Annotated in this window: 12 protein-coding genes; 7 read left to right on the forward strand and 5 right to left on the reverse strand. The window is 42.8% G+C overall.

Annotation, left to right across the window (positions count from 1 at the left end; translation table 11 throughout):
- Nucleotides 1-4: 4 nt before the first annotated feature.
- Together C7391_RS03225 and purN are read right to left on the reverse strand one after the other, a co-directional pair.
- The gene (locus C7391_RS03225; protein ID WP_133517106.1) at nt 5-331 is read right to left on the reverse strand and encodes a hypothetical protein; all 327 of its coding nucleotides are present in this window, start codon (nt 329-331) and stop codon (nt 5-7) included.
- Between the two features lie 298 nt (nt 332-629).
- A complete protein-coding gene (purN, locus tag C7391_RS03230) occupies nt 630-1,241 on the reverse strand; it encodes a phosphoribosylglycinamide formyltransferase (protein ID WP_133517107.1) in 612 nt (203 codons plus the stop codon).
- A gap of 143 nt (nt 1,242-1,384) precedes the next feature.
- Between purN and C7391_RS03235 the strand changes: the two genes are divergently transcribed.
- Both C7391_RS03235 and C7391_RS03240 read left to right on the forward strand, forming a co-directional pair.
- On the forward strand, nt 1,385-2,236 hold the full coding sequence (locus tag C7391_RS03235) for an EFR1 family ferrodoxin (protein ID WP_133517108.1): 852 nt from the start codon (nt 1,385-1,387) through the stop codon (nt 2,234-2,236).
- Nucleotides 2,237-2,239: 3 nt separating this feature from the next.
- Entirely contained in the window at nt 2,240-3,370 is a 1,131-nt protein-coding gene (locus C7391_RS03240; RefSeq protein WP_133517109.1) for a class I SAM-dependent methyltransferase, read from the forward strand.
- 552 nt (nt 3,371-3,922) lie between these two features.
- On the opposite strand, the gene corA is transcribed toward C7391_RS03240, so the two are convergent.
- Entirely contained in the window at nt 3,923-5,077 is a 1,155-nt protein-coding gene (gene corA, locus C7391_RS03245; RefSeq protein WP_133517110.1) for a magnesium/cobalt transporter CorA, read from the reverse strand.
- Nucleotides 5,078-5,330: 253 nt separating this feature from the next.
- Between corA and C7391_RS03250 the strand changes: the two genes are divergently transcribed.
- The 4 genes from C7391_RS03250 (at nt 5,331) to C7391_RS03265 (ending at nt 10,760) form a co-directional block, all read left to right on the forward strand.
- Complete coding sequence (locus C7391_RS03250) at nt 5,331-6,317, forward strand: calcium/sodium antiporter (RefSeq protein WP_133517111.1); 987 nt, start codon at nt 5,331-5,333, stop codon at nt 6,315-6,317.
- Nucleotides 6,318-6,381: 64 nt separating this feature from the next.
- The gene (locus tag C7391_RS03255) at nt 6,382-8,046 is read left to right on the forward strand and encodes a KEOPS complex subunit Pcc1 (protein WP_133517112.1); all 1,665 of its coding nucleotides are present in this window, start codon (nt 6,382-6,384) and stop codon (nt 8,044-8,046) included.
- Between the two features lie 51 nt (nt 8,047-8,097).
- Nucleotides 8,098-9,600, forward strand: coding sequence for a serine--tRNA ligase (locus tag C7391_RS03260; RefSeq protein WP_133517113.1), 1,503 nt, complete (start codon nt 8,098-8,100; stop codon nt 9,598-9,600).
- A 50-nt stretch (nt 9,601-9,650) separates the two neighbouring features.
- Nucleotides 9,651-10,760, forward strand: coding sequence for a TRM11 family SAM-dependent methyltransferase (locus C7391_RS03265; protein ID WP_133517114.1), 1,110 nt, complete (start codon nt 9,651-9,653; stop codon nt 10,758-10,760).
- Between the two features lie 5 nt (nt 10,761-10,765).
- Here the strand turns inward: C7391_RS03265 and truA are convergent, their stop codons facing one another.
- On the reverse strand, nt 10,766-11,602 hold the full coding sequence (gene truA / locus C7391_RS03270) for a tRNA pseudouridine(38-40) synthase TruA (RefSeq protein WP_133517115.1): 837 nt from the start codon (nt 11,600-11,602) through the stop codon (nt 10,766-10,768).
- A 55-nt stretch (nt 11,603-11,657) separates the two neighbouring features.
- A complete protein-coding gene (locus tag C7391_RS03275) occupies nt 11,658-12,413 on the reverse strand; it encodes an ArsR/SmtB family transcription factor (protein WP_133517116.1) in 756 nt (251 codons plus the stop codon).
- A gap of 971 nt (nt 12,414-13,384) precedes the next feature.
- Here C7391_RS03275 and C7391_RS03280 point away from each other — a divergent pair.
- Nucleotides 13,385-16,939: InlB B-repeat-containing protein (locus C7391_RS03280; RefSeq protein ID WP_166627387.1), on the forward strand; the 3,555-nt coding region annotated here is incomplete at its 3' end.

Here is a 16,939-nt window from a genome sequence, read left to right on the forward strand (position 1 = left end):
TTATTTATTTTTTAAAAAGCGAGTCGGATTTGGTTTTTTCGAAAAGATAGTCAGCTCGCGCGCGGTCGGCTGTCGGCAATGGTCGGAGTTGGCTGGTAGCGGCGGCACGTTCGCGAAGCGAACGGATGTGATAAGAAGGAGCAGATGCACGCAGCAAAGCAGATGCACGCAGCAAAGCAGATGCACGCAGCAAAGCAGATGCACGCAGCAAAGCAGATGCACGCAGCAAAGCAGACACAGGCGACGTCATAAAAAACAATCCGGTAGCAACAACGAAAACAAAACAAGCAACAGCATTTCTGTTTGTATCTTCTTCGTTGGGCAACCGCAAATTCCGATTTCGCTCTTCGCTTTGCTCAGACCGAAATTCGGAATTAGCGGTCGTATCTGAAATTTCTTTTTTATTAAGGACTGAACATCCTCTTTTTTAATCTTTACGAAAAAAAGAACGCCTATTCAAATCCAAAAAACGAATCGAAGATTTTCAATGAATGGCGGGCGTTCGGGGTATATTATTTTTTTAAAAACGATGTTCATATTTTCAATTTTTAATCAAAAATATCTTTCTCGGGTTTTAAATTTAATCAAACCTCGTCCCGATCGCGCGCGGCGACGGTCAAAAAACGAATTTATTCCTTGATTTTCACATTCCGCCCGTTCACTTCCAGTTTTCCGTCAACGAAAAGTTTGACAACTTCCCGATACGCTTTATTTTCTTCAACCAAAAGGCGCTCAGCCAACGTTTCAGCGGTGTCGTTTTCTAACACCGGAATTATTTTTTGTAAAATAATCGGTCCGGCATCCAAGTCGGGTTCTACGAAATGAACCGTGCAGCCGGTAAATTTAACGCCGTAATCAATGGCTTGTTTTTGTGCGTTCAATCCTTTAAACGACGGCAAAAGAGACGGGTGAATGTTGATGATTCTGTTTTTGTATTCATTGATGAGTGAATCGCTGATGATTCTTAAATATCCTGCCAAAAGAACAAGGTCAGTTTCCTTCTTTTTTAATATTTCAAGTACCTTGTCATCGTATTCCGCGCGCGATGAAAAGTCGGCGGGGTTGACAAAAATTCCTTCAATTCCGTGTTTTTCGGCGCGCTTGAGCGCGAATGCTTCTTCTTTGTCGCTGATGACACAGGCGATTTCCGCATTCTTTATTTCTCCGCTTTCGATGGCATCAATCACGGATTGTAAATTTGTTCCTCTGCCGGACACGAGAACTGAAATTTTAACTGTCATTTTAATCGTTCCTGAATAACTGTTCATAAAGAGGTGTCTTATATTAAAAATTCGCTGTTCGAACATCAAAAGAAAAAGAATAATTACAGGATAATCCGTTTATCTATTACATACTTTTAACGAAAACGAAGGAGTGATTTTTGGTGGCGCACAGAATCTATTATTTTTCGGGAACAGGCAATTCGCTTTGGGTTGCCCGCAAAATTCAGGAATCATTGCCCGATACGGAACTGATTCCGATTACAAAAGATCTGCCGGCAGAACTCGCGGCGCAGGAATCTGATCATTCTGATAATGATAATTCCGGTCATTCGCAAAAACCTGAGACCATCGGTCTCGTTTTCCCGGTTTATATGTTTAAACCGCCGCGTATTGTTCTTGAGTTCATTCAAAAAATGCCGAAATCTGATTATATCTATGCGGTTGCCACTTGCGGAAACGCTCCCGGCAAAACATTGACAACCGTTAAAAACAGTTTGCTTCGAACGGGAAATTTCCTCTCGGCAGGCTATGTCGTTCCGCTTGTTTCAAATTTCCTCGTTCTTCCGAAAACAAAAACAAATGCCGGCGTTGAAAAAGCATTCAAAAAGGCGGAAGCAAAAGCACAACTCATTGCTCAAAACGCTCAAAAGAATACGCCTCATTTCGATAAAGAAATGCCCGGAATCATTGCCAAACCTGTTTCATGGCTTCTTTTCAATCCGATGTATCGCAGAATTCCGGTACTGGACAAGCGTTTTTCTGTCAACGATAAATGCAATAATTGCGGCACCTGCCGTGATGTCTGCCCGGTCAGAAACGTTAAGCTGACGGCGACAAAACCTGTTTTCCTTCACGAATGTGAAATGTGTTTTTCCTGCATCAATTGGTGCCCGCAAAAAGCGATTAATTGGACGCCGCTGACGAAAAACAAAAAAAGATATCATTGCAAAGGAATCACGAAAAAAGATATTGTCTCTAACCGCTATTATAAAATCACTGAAGACGATGACTGAAAAATGACACAAAAAACACAAAATACTATTTCAGCCGACGGCTTTGATGTTGCCGTTCGGTATGCTTTTCGCGTTCACAAAGAAGACGGTGAGCCTGTTCGCCGCATTTTGGATGAGTTTGACATTGTTGATTATTCCTGTAAACCGTTTGCTGATGATGTTTATTTATATTTGCCGCTTCTTCGTTATCCGGAAAAAGAAGAGCGTTTGGCGGTTCGGGATTGTTTAATGCCGCTCATTTTAAGCTTGCCGCATCCGAAAGAGAAAATGGAATACCACAGTTGGTATGTCAAAGACTTGTCATTTCAGGTTCATAAAAAAGCGCCGACAGTTTCTGATCTTTTGGGATTTTCCGTCGCATATGAAATCATCGGCGACATTGCCGTTTTAGATGATAAAATCGCGGCAAACGAATCCGGCGATGAAATTGATGTTTCGAAAGTTGCTGACGCGATCCTCACAGCGCATCCTGCCGTTAAAACGGTTTTGCTTTCCAAAGGTCCGATATCGGGCGAATTTCGAACGCGCGATTTGGAGTTCATTGCCGGCATCGACAAAACCGAAACCGTTCACAAAGAATACGGCTGCAAATACAAAGTTGATTTGGGACGCGCTTATTTTACGCCCCGACTTTCCACCGAACGCCACCGAATTTTGGCACAGATTGAAGAAGGCGACGTCGTCATTGACATGTTTGCCGGTGTCGGTCCGTACAGTATTCTAATTGCAAAATCTGCAAAACCCGCGCAGGTAATCGCCAATGATAAAAACGATGCGGCGGTTGAATTGCTGAATGAAAATATCGCGCTCAATAAAGTCCAAAATATCACCGCGCTCAACGAAGATGCTTTATTTTTAGCCGAAAAATACGCAAGCACAGGCGATCATGTCATTATGAATCTGCCGCACAACGCATATGATTTTTTGGACACAGCCGTTACCCTTTGCAAATCCGGCGGCATCATTCACTATTACGCCATGACATCCGAAGACGATTTGTTTGACGGTTCCGTCACTCTCATCCGCGAAGCCGCAAAAAAACAAGGACGGGAAATCGAAGTTTTAGAAACGAGAAACGTTCGTTCTTACGCGCCGCGGCAATACAATATTTGTTTAGATGTCAGGATTTTGTAAAAATTGCTCGCTTCGCTCACAATTTTTCAAAGTGCAGTGTAGGGCGGTGTTTGCAGAAAATCGCTTACGCGATTTTAATCAGCTTCGCTGTAACCCAAAACAACCATCCGCTAATCTTCATTCCGAACTGGGCAAAGCGAAGTGAGGAATGGAAATTTGCGGATTCGTACTCAACCGGTACAGCAAAAACACAATACGAATTTTTGATTTTATTTTGTTGCTGTTGGTCAAGTTTGCGTTGCTGCGGTCCGCTTCGAGCTGCTGCCGGTCAGGTTTGCGTTGTTGTGTGCATCTGCTTCTTTTTATCACATCCGTTCGCTTGCGCGAACGGGCTATGGCTACCTCGCCGATGCTGTCTGCATCTGTCCGGTGACGGTCTGCGCCGTTGCGTGATTCGCGCCGATTACAAAAATTTGAAAACTGAATCTCGGTTTTTATTTTTTTAGAAAAAAGATTTGCGTTTTTAATTTTTTAGAAAAAAAGACCTGCGTTTTTAAAAATATTAAAAAAAGTTGCAGCATTCACGCGCGTCGCCGCATGCTGCAATTTCCATTAAATCCATTTTTTATTTTTGAAAAACAGAACCATTGCAATGACGATTATAACCATTAATCCGAGGCATGCGAAATATCCGTATTCCCAATAAAGTTCCGGCATATTTCTGAAATTCATTCCGTAAACGCCGGCAATAAACGTCAGCGGGATGAAGATTGTTGAAATTAAAGTTAAAACGCGCATTGTTTCGTTTAAGCGGTTTGAAATGCCGGTCGTATACAAATCATAAATTCCGGTTAAAATTTCGTGATCGGTTTCAATGGAATCTGAGATCCTGACGGCATGGTCATATATGTCGCGGAAAAGAATTCTGGTTTGCTTTCGAACCAATTTGGAATCGCTTTTTTCAAATTTCTCCGCAATTGTTATAATCGGGCGAACCTCTTTTTTAAATGCCGATAATTCGTGGCGCATCTGATTGATTTCTTCAATGTCGGCTTTTTCCGTTTTCTTAATAATGCGTTTTTCGGCATCGTCCAGCCACTCATCAAAAGCATCATTAATGTAAAAATAATGGTCAACAATGATGTCGATTAAGCCGTATGTCAAATAATCCGCGCCGTATTTTCGTATTCTTCCGCCCGTTTTAATTCTCTCAACAATCGTTCCGAAAAGCGGCGTTTCTTCCTCACAAAATGTCAAAACGGTTTTTTCAAACGTGATGATGCCGATTTGATTATCTTTGATCTCTTTCGCTTCTGAATCAAACCACATCTGCTTCAAAATCGTCAGCAAATATGTTTCATAATCTTCCGTTTTGGTACGCTGTTCCATGTTCAGAATATCTTCCAGGACAAGCGGATTGAGCTGAAATATCTCTCCGATTGTTTGAACGGCATTGACATCCCACAATCCGGAAACATTAATCCATGTCATTTTATCGGTTTGATCAAGCGAACGAATTTCTTCAATATTTTTGATTCTGATTTCGGTAAAACCGGATTCATTGTACTGAATGGCGCGAACCATACCTTTTTCCCGAAGGGTTTCATCATCCTTTCCGTCGTCATCGACATAAATTAAAGTTCCAGGCGGCAGTCCGACTTTATCCGATTCTTTGGCAATCGGAATCTCTTGGTTTTCGGTTTGCGTCATTTCAAAAATCTCAATGTTTCGGGCGGTGCTTGTCTCTTTCGGCAGTTCTTCAGACATTATTTTCCCTCACTCCCAAACTTATTTAATCCTTTTATCGGTTTTTTACAATTGGTTTTTATTTTCACTTTTTTTATTTTTTATTACACTCTTTTATATATAAATGTCATTTACTTTTTTACCAATTCTTTAATATGCAATGTTTTGCTTGATTTCTTCTCGTGCTTTGAAGATTCAGACGCCGGAATCACCGGCGATTCAAGTTATACTGGTAATTATAATAGTTGTAATAGTAATAATGGTGGATTAATCAATGACTATAGATGGTCTTCTTGTATATGTTTTATTTATTGTCGGGCTCGCCTTGATTGCTTTTGGCGCCGACTGGTTCGTTGACGCGGCGGTGAATATCTCCAAACGTTACGGTATTCCCAAAGCCGTTATCGGTGCGACAATTGTCAGTTTTGCGACAACCGCGCCTGAATTCTTGGTCAGTTTTATGGCCGCTTTAAACGGTCAGGCGGATTTATCAATCGGCAACGCTGTCGGCTCAACGATTTGTAACGTCGGTATCGCAATCGGCTTTATCGTTGCGATGCGAACGGTGGCGGTTGATGACAAAAGTTTCAATATCAAAGCGATTTTGATGTTAATCTCAGGCGCAGTTCTCTTCTTCCTCAGTTGGAACGGTGTTATCACAAAAGTCGACGGTCTGATTCTGCTCGTTCTTTTCGCCGCTTACATCCTTTACACTTATTGGGACCAAAAGAAAGAACCCAAAAAACCCGAAGATGACACACCGACTGAACGCAAAGGCATCTGGGCAAAAATCAAAATCAAAGACACTTATTTGGACATCTTGATGTTCCTCGTCGGTGCTGTTTTTGTGGTCGGCGGCAGTCGCTTGGTTGTCACTTACGGCACAGAAATTGCGCATCAGCTCGGCATTCCGGAACTCATTATCGGTTTGACGCTCGTTTCAATCGGCACATCTCTTCCCGAAATTATTACCGCAATCACCTCTTTCAGAAAAGGATATCAAGATCTTTCCATCGGTAACATTGTCGGTTCCAACATTTTGGACATCACGATGATTTTAGGTGTTTCATCCATGTTTGTCGATTTAACCGTTAACAGCCAGCTTCTCCGCTATGATTACATTTTCATGATGATGCTCTTCATTCTCGTTGCGGTTTTCGGCTATCGGAAAAAGATTACACGTCTGCAAGGCATTGTCATCGCATTGGTTTATGTTGTTTATTTGGTCGGTTTGTTTGTTTACGTGCCGACGCTCTCGTAAACAAAACTATTTGAATGACATGAACACATGAACATTAAAACAAATCAAAAAACAGTGTGACATTATGGTAAATTATCAGTCTATGCCCGAATCGGAAAAAATCCGCCACCTCAAAAAGCACGCTGATTCGGCAGCGCGTTTAATCAAACAATATTCACATGTTTGTTTGGTGACGCATAACGATTCAGACGGACTGACAAGTGCCGCGATTATGATTCAGGCGCTTAAACGGGAAAATATTACCTATTATCACAAAATTTTTCCGAAATTGGACGCATCACTCGTTTCTGTTTTAGCGTCTTCATTTCCCGAAGATTTTCTAATTATTTTTTGCGATATCGGCAGCGGCCAGGCTGAATTCTTGTCCGCGCTTCCAAATCCGATGGTGATTTTAGATCACCACGTTCCTGTCGGCAAAACGCCTGCGAAAGTCGTTGTCAATCCGATGACGGTCGGACTGGAAGGCTCTTACATGATTTCCGGTGCCGGCGTTTCTTACTTGACCGCCCGGGCCATGCGCGATGAAAACGCGGATCTTTCTTCGCTTGCCGTTGCCGGTATCATCGGCGACCGCCAACTGATGGTTGCCGCAAACGCCGACATTTTAGAGCAAGCCAAAGAGGCAGGCGTTGTCGTCAGCCGCCGCGGATTAAAAGTCGGTGACGGGTCTTTGTTTGAAATCTTCATGCGAACCACCGAGCCGTATTTGGACATCACGGGAAAGCCCGATGACATCCGTTCCTTTTTATCCGGTTTAAACCTGGATGAAAACAAAAACATTCATGATTTGAATGACGATGAAATGAATCGTTTGTGTGACGCTGTTTTGGCGAAACTGGCACCGCTTGACAGCCCCGATGCGGTTGAAGCGGCTGTCGGTGACATCTATTATCTTAAAAATCAACTGGTTGAGAATGTTTTTGATTTGGCCGGCATTTTGGACAGCTGCAGCAAAGATGATGATTTTGAAGCGGCAATCGCGCTTTGTTTGGGGGATGAGTCCGTCATCAACAAATGTTTTGATAATTATCGGATGATTCAGGAAACGCTGGTCAAAAATCTGGCAGCAGTTCTGCCGACGGCTCAGTCTTTTTCAAACGTTTCTTACATTTACGGCAAAGATTTGCATTCGGCGGGAAACATTTCAACCACCTATATCCGTTACGTTAACCCGAGCCGTCCGTTTGTTTGTCTCAATGAAAACGACGGCGTCATCCGAATTTCCGCGCGCGGAACACGCGGTTTGATTAAACAAGGCTTGGATTTGTCTGTCGCGATTAAAACAGCCGCAGAAAGCGTCGGCGGCAGCGGCGGCGGGCACAACATCGCATCCGGCGGTCTTCTACCGCCCGGAAAAGAAACGGTTGACGGTTTTATGAAAAAACTAAATGAAATTGTCGGCGATCAGCTTTCCGGCAATTCGAATCATCTTTCCGGCAATTCGAAAAAGAACGGTCCGGAGATTCATATTTCCGGAGCAATTCGTTTTATTGATGAAACGGATGAAGAAAAAGCGGACCGTGTTTCTGAAAAACTTGTCACGTCCCTTGCGCCTGACAATATTTACGGGACAAAAACAACAATTTGTGACGGCTACGCCGACGTTTTGATGGAATCAGAAAAACTCGGCTCTCTTTTGGCAACGGCAGATGATTTATTGATGAATGCCGACGGCGCGGTTCGCGTGAAAAAAGCGTCTCAAAAAAACGCTGACGAAACAGAAAATTAATAAACTGATAAACTCTTTTTTGAGTCATTACTCATTAATTCAGGTGACAAAATGGAATTTTATTTAAAAGCTTCTTTGAAAACAAGCGCAGATCCTGCTGTCGGAAAAGAAGATATTGAAAAAATTATGGCAGAAGCCGAAAAGACAATTTTGGCAAAAGGCGCGCCGGAAGGCGAAGGCGCAAAAATCAAAAGCTGGACGCTTGGCGACAAGAGCATTGATGTCGAATTGACTTCCGGCCGCTATGTTCGCGTTCATGATGCTGCGATGCGTTTGAAGAAAGCATTTGCCGAGTCCTTGGGCAAAACGCATAAAATCGGCATTCGCGGCGTTGAATCTGAAACTTTCACAATTACCGTTCCGGCAGACCGCGATTTGAAGAACAAGAATATTCCGTATGTCAAATCCGTTGATTTCAAAGACGGAAACCTCATTTTGGCGTTGGAAGTTGGCGAAGCGGAAATGCGCAATCAGGTTCCGGATCGTATTCTGACTTTGATTGAAGACAAATTGGAGCAGGGCGATTACGGCGCGAAGGCTGAACACTGGAATCTGCTTTGGGAAAGTGCAGACAGACCGTTCCCTTACACCAATGACCCGACAGAAGACATGCTCAAAGAAGGGTGGCTGAAAAGAGGTTCGTCCCGCGGCCAGTGGATTCACGGTCCCGTTACAACCCGTCTCTTCCGTGTGTTTGAGCAGATTGTCTTTGATGAAATTTTAGTGCCGCTCGGCTATGATGAAATGATTTTTCCGAAAATGGTGATGTGGGACGTTTGGAAACATTCCGGTCACGCCAAAGGCATTTATCCTGAAATTTATTACGTTTGTCCGCCCAAGACGCGCGATCCCGAATATTGGGAGGACGTGATGGACTATTACAAAGTCACGCATGAAGTACCTGTTGAAATGTTAAAAGACAAAATCGGCGACCCGATTGGCGGCATGTGTTACGCTCAGTGTCCGCCGTCCTGGGGCTTTTTCCAAGGCGAGACAATCGCAACAGAAAGCTTGCCGGTTCTCATCTTTGACCGCTCCGGTACCTCCCACCGCTACGAAAGCGGCGGCATTCACGGCATTGAGCGCGTTGACGAATTCCACAGAATTGAATTGGTCTGGCTCGGCACAAAAGAGCAGGTCGTCGAAACCACACAAAAACTTCACGAACGCTACATGCACATTTTCAATGATTTGTTGGACTTGAAGTGGCGCAAGGCATGGGTTACGCCGTGGTTCATGGCACAGGAAGGCATTGCAGGCGTTGCGGCTGATGAAGTGACAGGAACAACCGACTATGAAGCACCGCTTCCGTACCGCGGTTCGGAAGGCGAATGGCTGGAATTCCAAAACGTCAGCATCAACGGCGAAAAGTATCCTAACGGCTTCAACGTGAAAAGCCAAAGCGGTGAAAAGCTTTGGAGCGGCTGCTCCGGCGTGGGCCTTGAAAGATGGACTGCCGTCTTCTTGGCACAGCACGGTCTCGATCCCGAAAACTGGCCGCCCGAAGTGCAGAAAAGATTCGGCAAAATGCCGAAGCAGGTTAAATTTTTGTAATTGAAAATCCTCCCGGGATTTTCTTTTCTTTTTTGATTATTCTGATTATTATGTTATACGCGTTTGAGCTGTCCGGCGAGCATCCTGAAATTCCCGCCGCCGAAGTTTTGAGTGTTCTTTCTCCCCGCGGTTTAGAGTATTCTGTTCATGAAAAATATCTGAGCTGCATCGTCGTTGATGTTTATTCAAACGATCCGGCGGTAACGGATGATGATATTTTTTCAATGATGTGCAATGTTATGCCGGATGTTTTAGCGATGACGCATGCGATTTCTAAAGTGATTGAAATCGTTGATGTTGATGAAGAAATGATTTTATCGGCAGCGGAAAGATTCAATGCGGCCGATTACCTGGGCGAGAATGAAACATTTGTTGTTCGCGCCAAGCGTCTCGGCGACAATTCCGTTTTAAAATCCGTTGACTTGGAAGGCAAAATCGGCGGGCGAATCTATCGTCAAGGATTTCGTGCGTCCCTTAAAAATGCTGACGTGACTTTCCGGTTAACGCTCACGGATAAAGCGGTGTTCGGCGTTTTAGCGGCAGCCGTTGACCGCGGCGCATACGAGCACAGATCACCGCAAAAGAAACCATTTTTTTACCCGGGCGTTTTAATGCCGCGTGTGGCCAGAGCGTTGTCCAACATCGCCGGTGCCAAGGATGGTTCGATTGTCGTCGATCCGTTTTGCGGGACGGCCGGCATTCTGCTTGAAGCAGGTTTGCTCGGCGCAAAAGTTCTCGGCGTGGATGCGCAGGAAAAAATCATCATCGGAGCCGCAACAAATTTGGGCGGTTATGCGCAATCGACAGGCTTATTGCTCTCAAAAGAAGAGCGTGAAAACGGTGTCGATCAAATTGATTATGATTTATTTGTCGGCGACGCTTGCGGATTGCCGTTTGACGATGAAACGGCGGATGTTATCATTACCGATCCGCCTTACGGAAGATCGGCTGCGATTAAAGCGGAATCCTTAGAAAAGCTTTATGATGAATCTTTTAAAGAAATGTTCCGCGTTTTAAAATCCGGGAAAAAAGCGGTTGTCGTTTCCGAAATTGAAGTTGAAAATTTTGCTGAAAACGCAGGATTTGTTATAAAAAACGTGTATAAACAGCGCGTTCATAAAAGTTTGACGCGAACGATTACGGTTTTGAATAAAAATTAAGGCAATTAATCTAAATCCATTTCTTTTTCAGGTTGCATCACGAATTGTTCCAAAATGGTTGAAATGATACGGAAGCGGTTGGCTTCTCTTGTAAAAAAGTCATTGGTGTGTTTCACAGCATAGCAGTCAACAACCCATTCCGGCTCGGGATTGTATTGAACATCCAAAAAAATCAGGCCGTAAGCCGGTGCAGGTTCAATTCCTTCTTCATAATTCTCGGGGTCAAGCATTTTTGAAATCCAATCAATGTCTCTTGTGCCGTTGCCGACAAGCGTTAAAGCGGAAACGATTTTTCGAATCATGTTCCACAAGTAAGCGTTTGCAACAATGTCAATTTTAATAACGGATCCCTGGCTTCGAATATCCAGTTTCTCAACCTGTCTGACGGTTGATCGCGGATTCTTTTTATCCTTTTTTGTAAAATTCGAGAAATTATGTTCGCCGATAAACAATTTCGCCGCGTCTCTCATCTTTGAAATGTCATATTCATCGGCGCTTAATATGTAGCGGTATTTTCGATGAATCGCATGGCGGCGCGGGTCAAAATCGTCGGGAACTTCTGCATACGCCCAAGCCCATACGTCACGCGGCAGTTTTGAATTCAAAATGCGCGGAATCGCCATTCTCGGATTATCTGTAAAAAAAGTAACGACTTGGCTGATTGAATGAACGCCCGCATCTGTTCGGCCGGATGAGGAAAGATTTGCGGCATCAATATCTGTGATGACCTCGGTTTCCTGTAACACTTTTAAGAGTTCGCCCTCAACGGTTCGTTGGTCCGGCTGAATTTGGGATCCGGAAAAATGCGTTCCTTCATATCCGATTTTTAATGCGACTTTCATAATCATCGTGGTTATTTTTTATAATTTCTTATAATAAACCCGATGATTTATTTATTCATTCCGATTTGATGCTTTTCTTAACCGTAATATATTCAATTGTCCAAACGGCAACGCAGACAAAAAGCGCGCCGGCAATGAACCAAAATGAATGATAATTCATGATGTTGAAGAACCAGTCATTAAACGACATAATCGTTTCATGAATAAATCCGCCGGACAATGCGCCTGCACCCGCATCAATAGATTCTTCCATTACTTCCGGCGGGATTGGTCCCGCTTCGGGGGGAACATCATAAGCGACTGATTTCATCATCATTGCGGTCTGATTATCCCAATGTCTGCGGTATAAATAATTCAAACCAAATCCGCCGAATGCCGCCGCAACAAACGCGAAAGCATATTTCTGAATCATGGAAATCAATGAAAGGCGGTTCATTTTTTCAGGCGCGAAAATAATCACTTTTTCGGGTGCTTCATAAATCTTTACCTGGCGTCCTTTCTCACTGTATTTGATACGCTGTACACGAACCAAGTCATGGTCGACCATCTGATCAATGTTGTATTTGACCGTCGTCAGCGGGATTTCCAGCTTATCGGCAACTTCACTGGCCGAAAGGCTTTCTTTTTTCAACAGCTCCATGATTTTCATTGAAGTGTCGTTGGATAAAATCTGCCGGATTTTTTTAGAATCTTCATTGACCGGAATGACAACAACGGAATCCGCATCGAATTCTTGAAGCGATTCGCTGTCGGGTTTTTTTTCCATTATTTTGTCGGGCGTGTCTTTGGAGGTTGTGCCGGCTGTATTCATAATATCAATCCTGAATCTCGTTTTATTGTTTCTTTATGTTTATTGCTTTATGTTTTTCTATTGTGCTTTTATTGCATCGTTTAATAAGACACATTTAGTTCTCAACTCATTTTAAATATTTGGTTAGCTTCAGTTTGGTTTATACCCTTTTACCGACACTGGTTTCATTCGAACTTCTCTTTCGTATTTTTTCATCTGTCCTCCGTTATACTTTTTCGGCACTTCTATAGTGGGTAACTAAAATTAGGTAAAATCGAAAATTGGGCAAAATAAAATCAGGTAAGAAATGACAAACAGAAATTAGGTAAAACGTCCGATAAAATATCGATAAAATGGGTGAAAATCAGATTAAATATTTTTAAAAACAATTTTCAAATTAATTCCTAATTAAAAACAATTCCGGGAATTCTTATTTTTATCCTTTTGTTATTCTCTTTTTCTTATTATCTTTTAGTTACTGTTTCGCTACATGGCATTCTTAAAACAAATCATAAATTTCGATTTCATTAATATTTTTGTCGTAAATTTTTATTTTTGGTCACTGTTTTTTTTTAAAAAACAGGATATTCTTCGATTTTTTATTTTATTTAATTCATTCAATAATTAGAATTGTAATGAATTATAATGTTTAATTACAATTAGTAAATCTAATTAGAAACTTCTATCATTAGCGTTTTATGTCTTTATAAATTTCATTTCTTTCTAATTATTATTTTATTAATAATAGTATATTTTTCATTCGATATTTTTTAAAACAGTGTCTATTGGGCTCTCTATTTTTTAATCGTTATCGGTTCAAATTGCAAAATGTTTAAAAACAGTAAAAATTTTTATTTAGGTATCCTTCAAAAAACGGTTAAGGCGTATGGGACCTTACCGGCACTGATTTTTTTCAATCAGGCAGTTTTTTATCAACTGTCAAATAACGGGGAATCATCATCAGTCGCCATAATAACATTAGGGAGTTTATTATGGGATTTAAACATCACTCTATGACTGCATTGTTTGCAGTTTGTATCGCTTTATTACTATTCAGTGGGGTTGCTGCCGCGGCAGACACTGATTTCGTGATTCTTGATCCGGCTAACGGAATAGAATCTCTTTACTATATCGAGATTAACGATGACGGCACATGTGTCCAGCCATCTTTCAATCCTGCCATACCTGACGGCTATCGTTCCTTCATGGGCTGGTTTAAGGAGGGGTCATCGACTCCATTTGATTTTAAAACAGACACTGTCATCTCAGGATCTGTCTTAAGAGCAAAATACAGTCAAAACTACATTGTCCTCTTCATGGATAACCAAAATGTCGTTATTGACAGCTATTCACTTGCTCCTGGCGAACAACTCCATGCATCAAGTGTGCAGCCGACTATCTCCGATAAAGGATACAGCTTTAAACACTGGTATCTTAAGGGCAGTGATTCCGGTACCGCTTTCATCTTCCCGACAATAGTCAGCAGCAGTTATGCTGGTGAAGACGGAATAATTACTTTCCTTCCGACTTTCAGCAACGAGTGTACTTTGGTTTTCATTTCCGACGGTACACAAGTTGCCCCGCAAACAGTCACTAACGGCGGATATGCTGTTAAACCGACAAGTCCGACACGCACAGGCTATACCTTTAAGGAATGGACTTACCCGGACGGAACCACGTTCGATTTCAGTAAACCCGTTACAGAATCTCTTATGCTGACGGCAAAATGGACCGGCAATTCTGTAGATTATACTATCTTATACTGGATCGAAGATCCTAATACGCCCGACAAATATATTCCGTTGAAAATTGAAACGCAAAAGGCAACTGCCGGAACGCCGGTTTCTGATTTGAATCCTGACAGTCTCGGCGGTTCTGTGGATCATGCCACATATAAATCTTATAAAAGCAGTTCACCTGTTATATTGGGTGGCGGCGGAACTGTTGTTAACTTGTACTACGATTTAGATGTGTACACACTCATTTTTGATTTGAGGCCTAATCAATTTACTGATCATTCAGGCGAGGTCACTACGTCAACATTGAAAATTAAGGGGAAAACTTATTCTCAAACTTATAATACGACAAGCGAATTGTCTGATGGTACTCCATATTCATTCACTGCAAAAATGGGGCAAGAAATTAACGGGTTATGGCCCAGCACTTCATCCGCTGAATACAGTCGTGATGGAAATGTTTATCAAAAGTTTGCTTCGTGGAATCGAAACAGTTCAACCAATTATGTTTCTAACAGGCCTTACTTGTCGCCTGAAATGGTGAATGCGGGAAGTCTGGACGTTACATATCTGGCAAATTGGGCCCAAACCGCACCCGAACATATGGTGCATTATTACTTTGAAGATCTTTTGCATGAACCTGGGACTGTGACATATGATTCAAAAAAATATGTGCAAAGCCCGTTATATTCTGAGACATATTATAGCAGTTCATCAAACCTTCAAGCCAAAGAAATCAGCGGTATGATTGCTTTAAACCCTGATGAGCAAGAAGAAGATCCGAAAGTCTTCTATTATGACAGATTTACACGTAACATTGTTTATGTTTTGGACGGCGGCAGTTTCAGTTCAGGCGCTTTGCCCTCCGTGGCCGGTTACACAAAGACCGAAACCGAGTACAAAGCTGTGAAATGGGGCGAACATCTTTCTTATTTCAAGCCGACATCCGACCCGACTAAAACAGTCGACGGCATTAATTATGTGTTCCAAGGCTGGACTTATGATGCCGACGGATTACTTCCTGTGAACTTTGCAGCAGATTCTGTCGCACAACCCACAAAAGCAACCGGTGAAGTTTTACCGATTTATGCACAGTGGCGCTCAAGCGAATTTACAATTACATTCTACGAAAACACAGGCTCTGATAAGGTTCTTGCAACTCAGACCGGTGCAAGGGGAGATACGATTGATTTCAATGCTGCTGGTCTTCCTCAGATCGGAGTTTCTGATCCTGACAGAGGTGTTTTCAAAGGCTGGTACTGGTATGTGTCCAACAAATTAGTTCCGTACGCACCTGATACAGTTATTACGGGTGACACAAAATTATACGGTCAGTGGCAAACAGGCGGATTTACTGTCATTTACGATGGTAACAGTCACATCGCAGGAACTGTTCCGACTGACGACAACAAATACGATTTAGGCGTTCCTGTTACATTGAAACCCGGTAACGGCTTGAGACTGAGCGATGTTCTGGTGTTCACCGGTTGGAAAGTGAAAAATGATGATACACTTTACCGCCCCGGCGACTCACTTAAGGTTACCGGCAACATGGAACCCGGCGCACAATATGCCAACCGTAATGACTTGGTTAAATTAACTTATCATTCCGAAAAGAGTACAATCGAGGACGTCTCATTCTACGTTGCACGAGCAAAAATAAATCTTGCTCAAGCTGATTTATTTACCGCAGACGGGGAATATGTTGAATATTGGAAGGACGCAGACGGCAAAAAGTACGAATGCGGTTCACCATATACAGTTTCCGGTTCAGGTAATAAACTTGATCTTTATGCTGTGTGGAAGAGCAGCGGCTATAACGTGAGCTTCTATGCCGGCGAGAATGGTTATTTGAATGATAATAAAAAAGTAGTCACATTCTCCGGAATTCAGGCAAACACACTCTGGGCAGATGCAGGTATTACAGTACCCACACCGAAACCGAGCAACAGTTTAACACACTATTTCTCACACTGGCTTAAAGACGGTGATGTGGTTGACCCGACCAGCAATACCCACAAGATCACAGGACACGAAACATATACTGCAGTCTTTGCAGAAGTCGTTGAAGTTACTGTGACATACCACGGTGAACCCGGAACTTTCAAGACAACACCTCCCAGCAGCACATATTCAACAACAGCTCAGATTGGCGGATTAATTGAGGATGTTCCTGAATTTACTGATGATTTGCCGATCGGATATGCTTTCGACGGTTGGTACACAACATCGCAAACTCTCGGCGGTCCTTTGGATTCCTCTAAAAAGTGGGATTTGGCTACAAAGAAGGTTGAAGGCGCATCTGCAATTGATTTGTATGCAGGTTGGATTAAAGCCTCTCCTGTTTCGGTTACTTATGACGGCAATGGTGCTGAAGGAACTGCTCCTGTTGATGCAAATTCACCCTATGCGATCAATTCTAAAGTGACCGTTCTTGGTTTGGGCGATTTGTCTAACCCCGGTTTCGCATTCGACGGCTGGAAAGACCAAAACGGTGTTCTTCACGATGTTGGTTCTACATTTACCATCACTGAAAACATGGTTTTGACTGCTCAGTGGACTTCTTCCTCCGACAAGTTTACTGTCACTTATGACGGCAATGGTGCTGAAGGAACTGCTCCTGTTGATGCAAATTCACCCTATGCGATTAATTCTAAAGTGACCGTTCTTGGTTTGGGCGATTTGTCTAACCCCGGTTTCGCATTCGACGGCTGGGAAGACCAAAACGGTGTTCTTCACGATGTTGGTTCTACATTTACCATCACTGAAAACATGGTTTTGACTGCTCAGTGGACTTCTTCCTCCGACAAG

The organism is Methanimicrococcus blatticola (assembly GCF_004363215.1).
Taxonomy (GTDB): domain Archaea; phylum Halobacteriota; class Methanosarcinia; order Methanosarcinales; family Methanosarcinaceae; genus Methanimicrococcus; species Methanimicrococcus blatticola.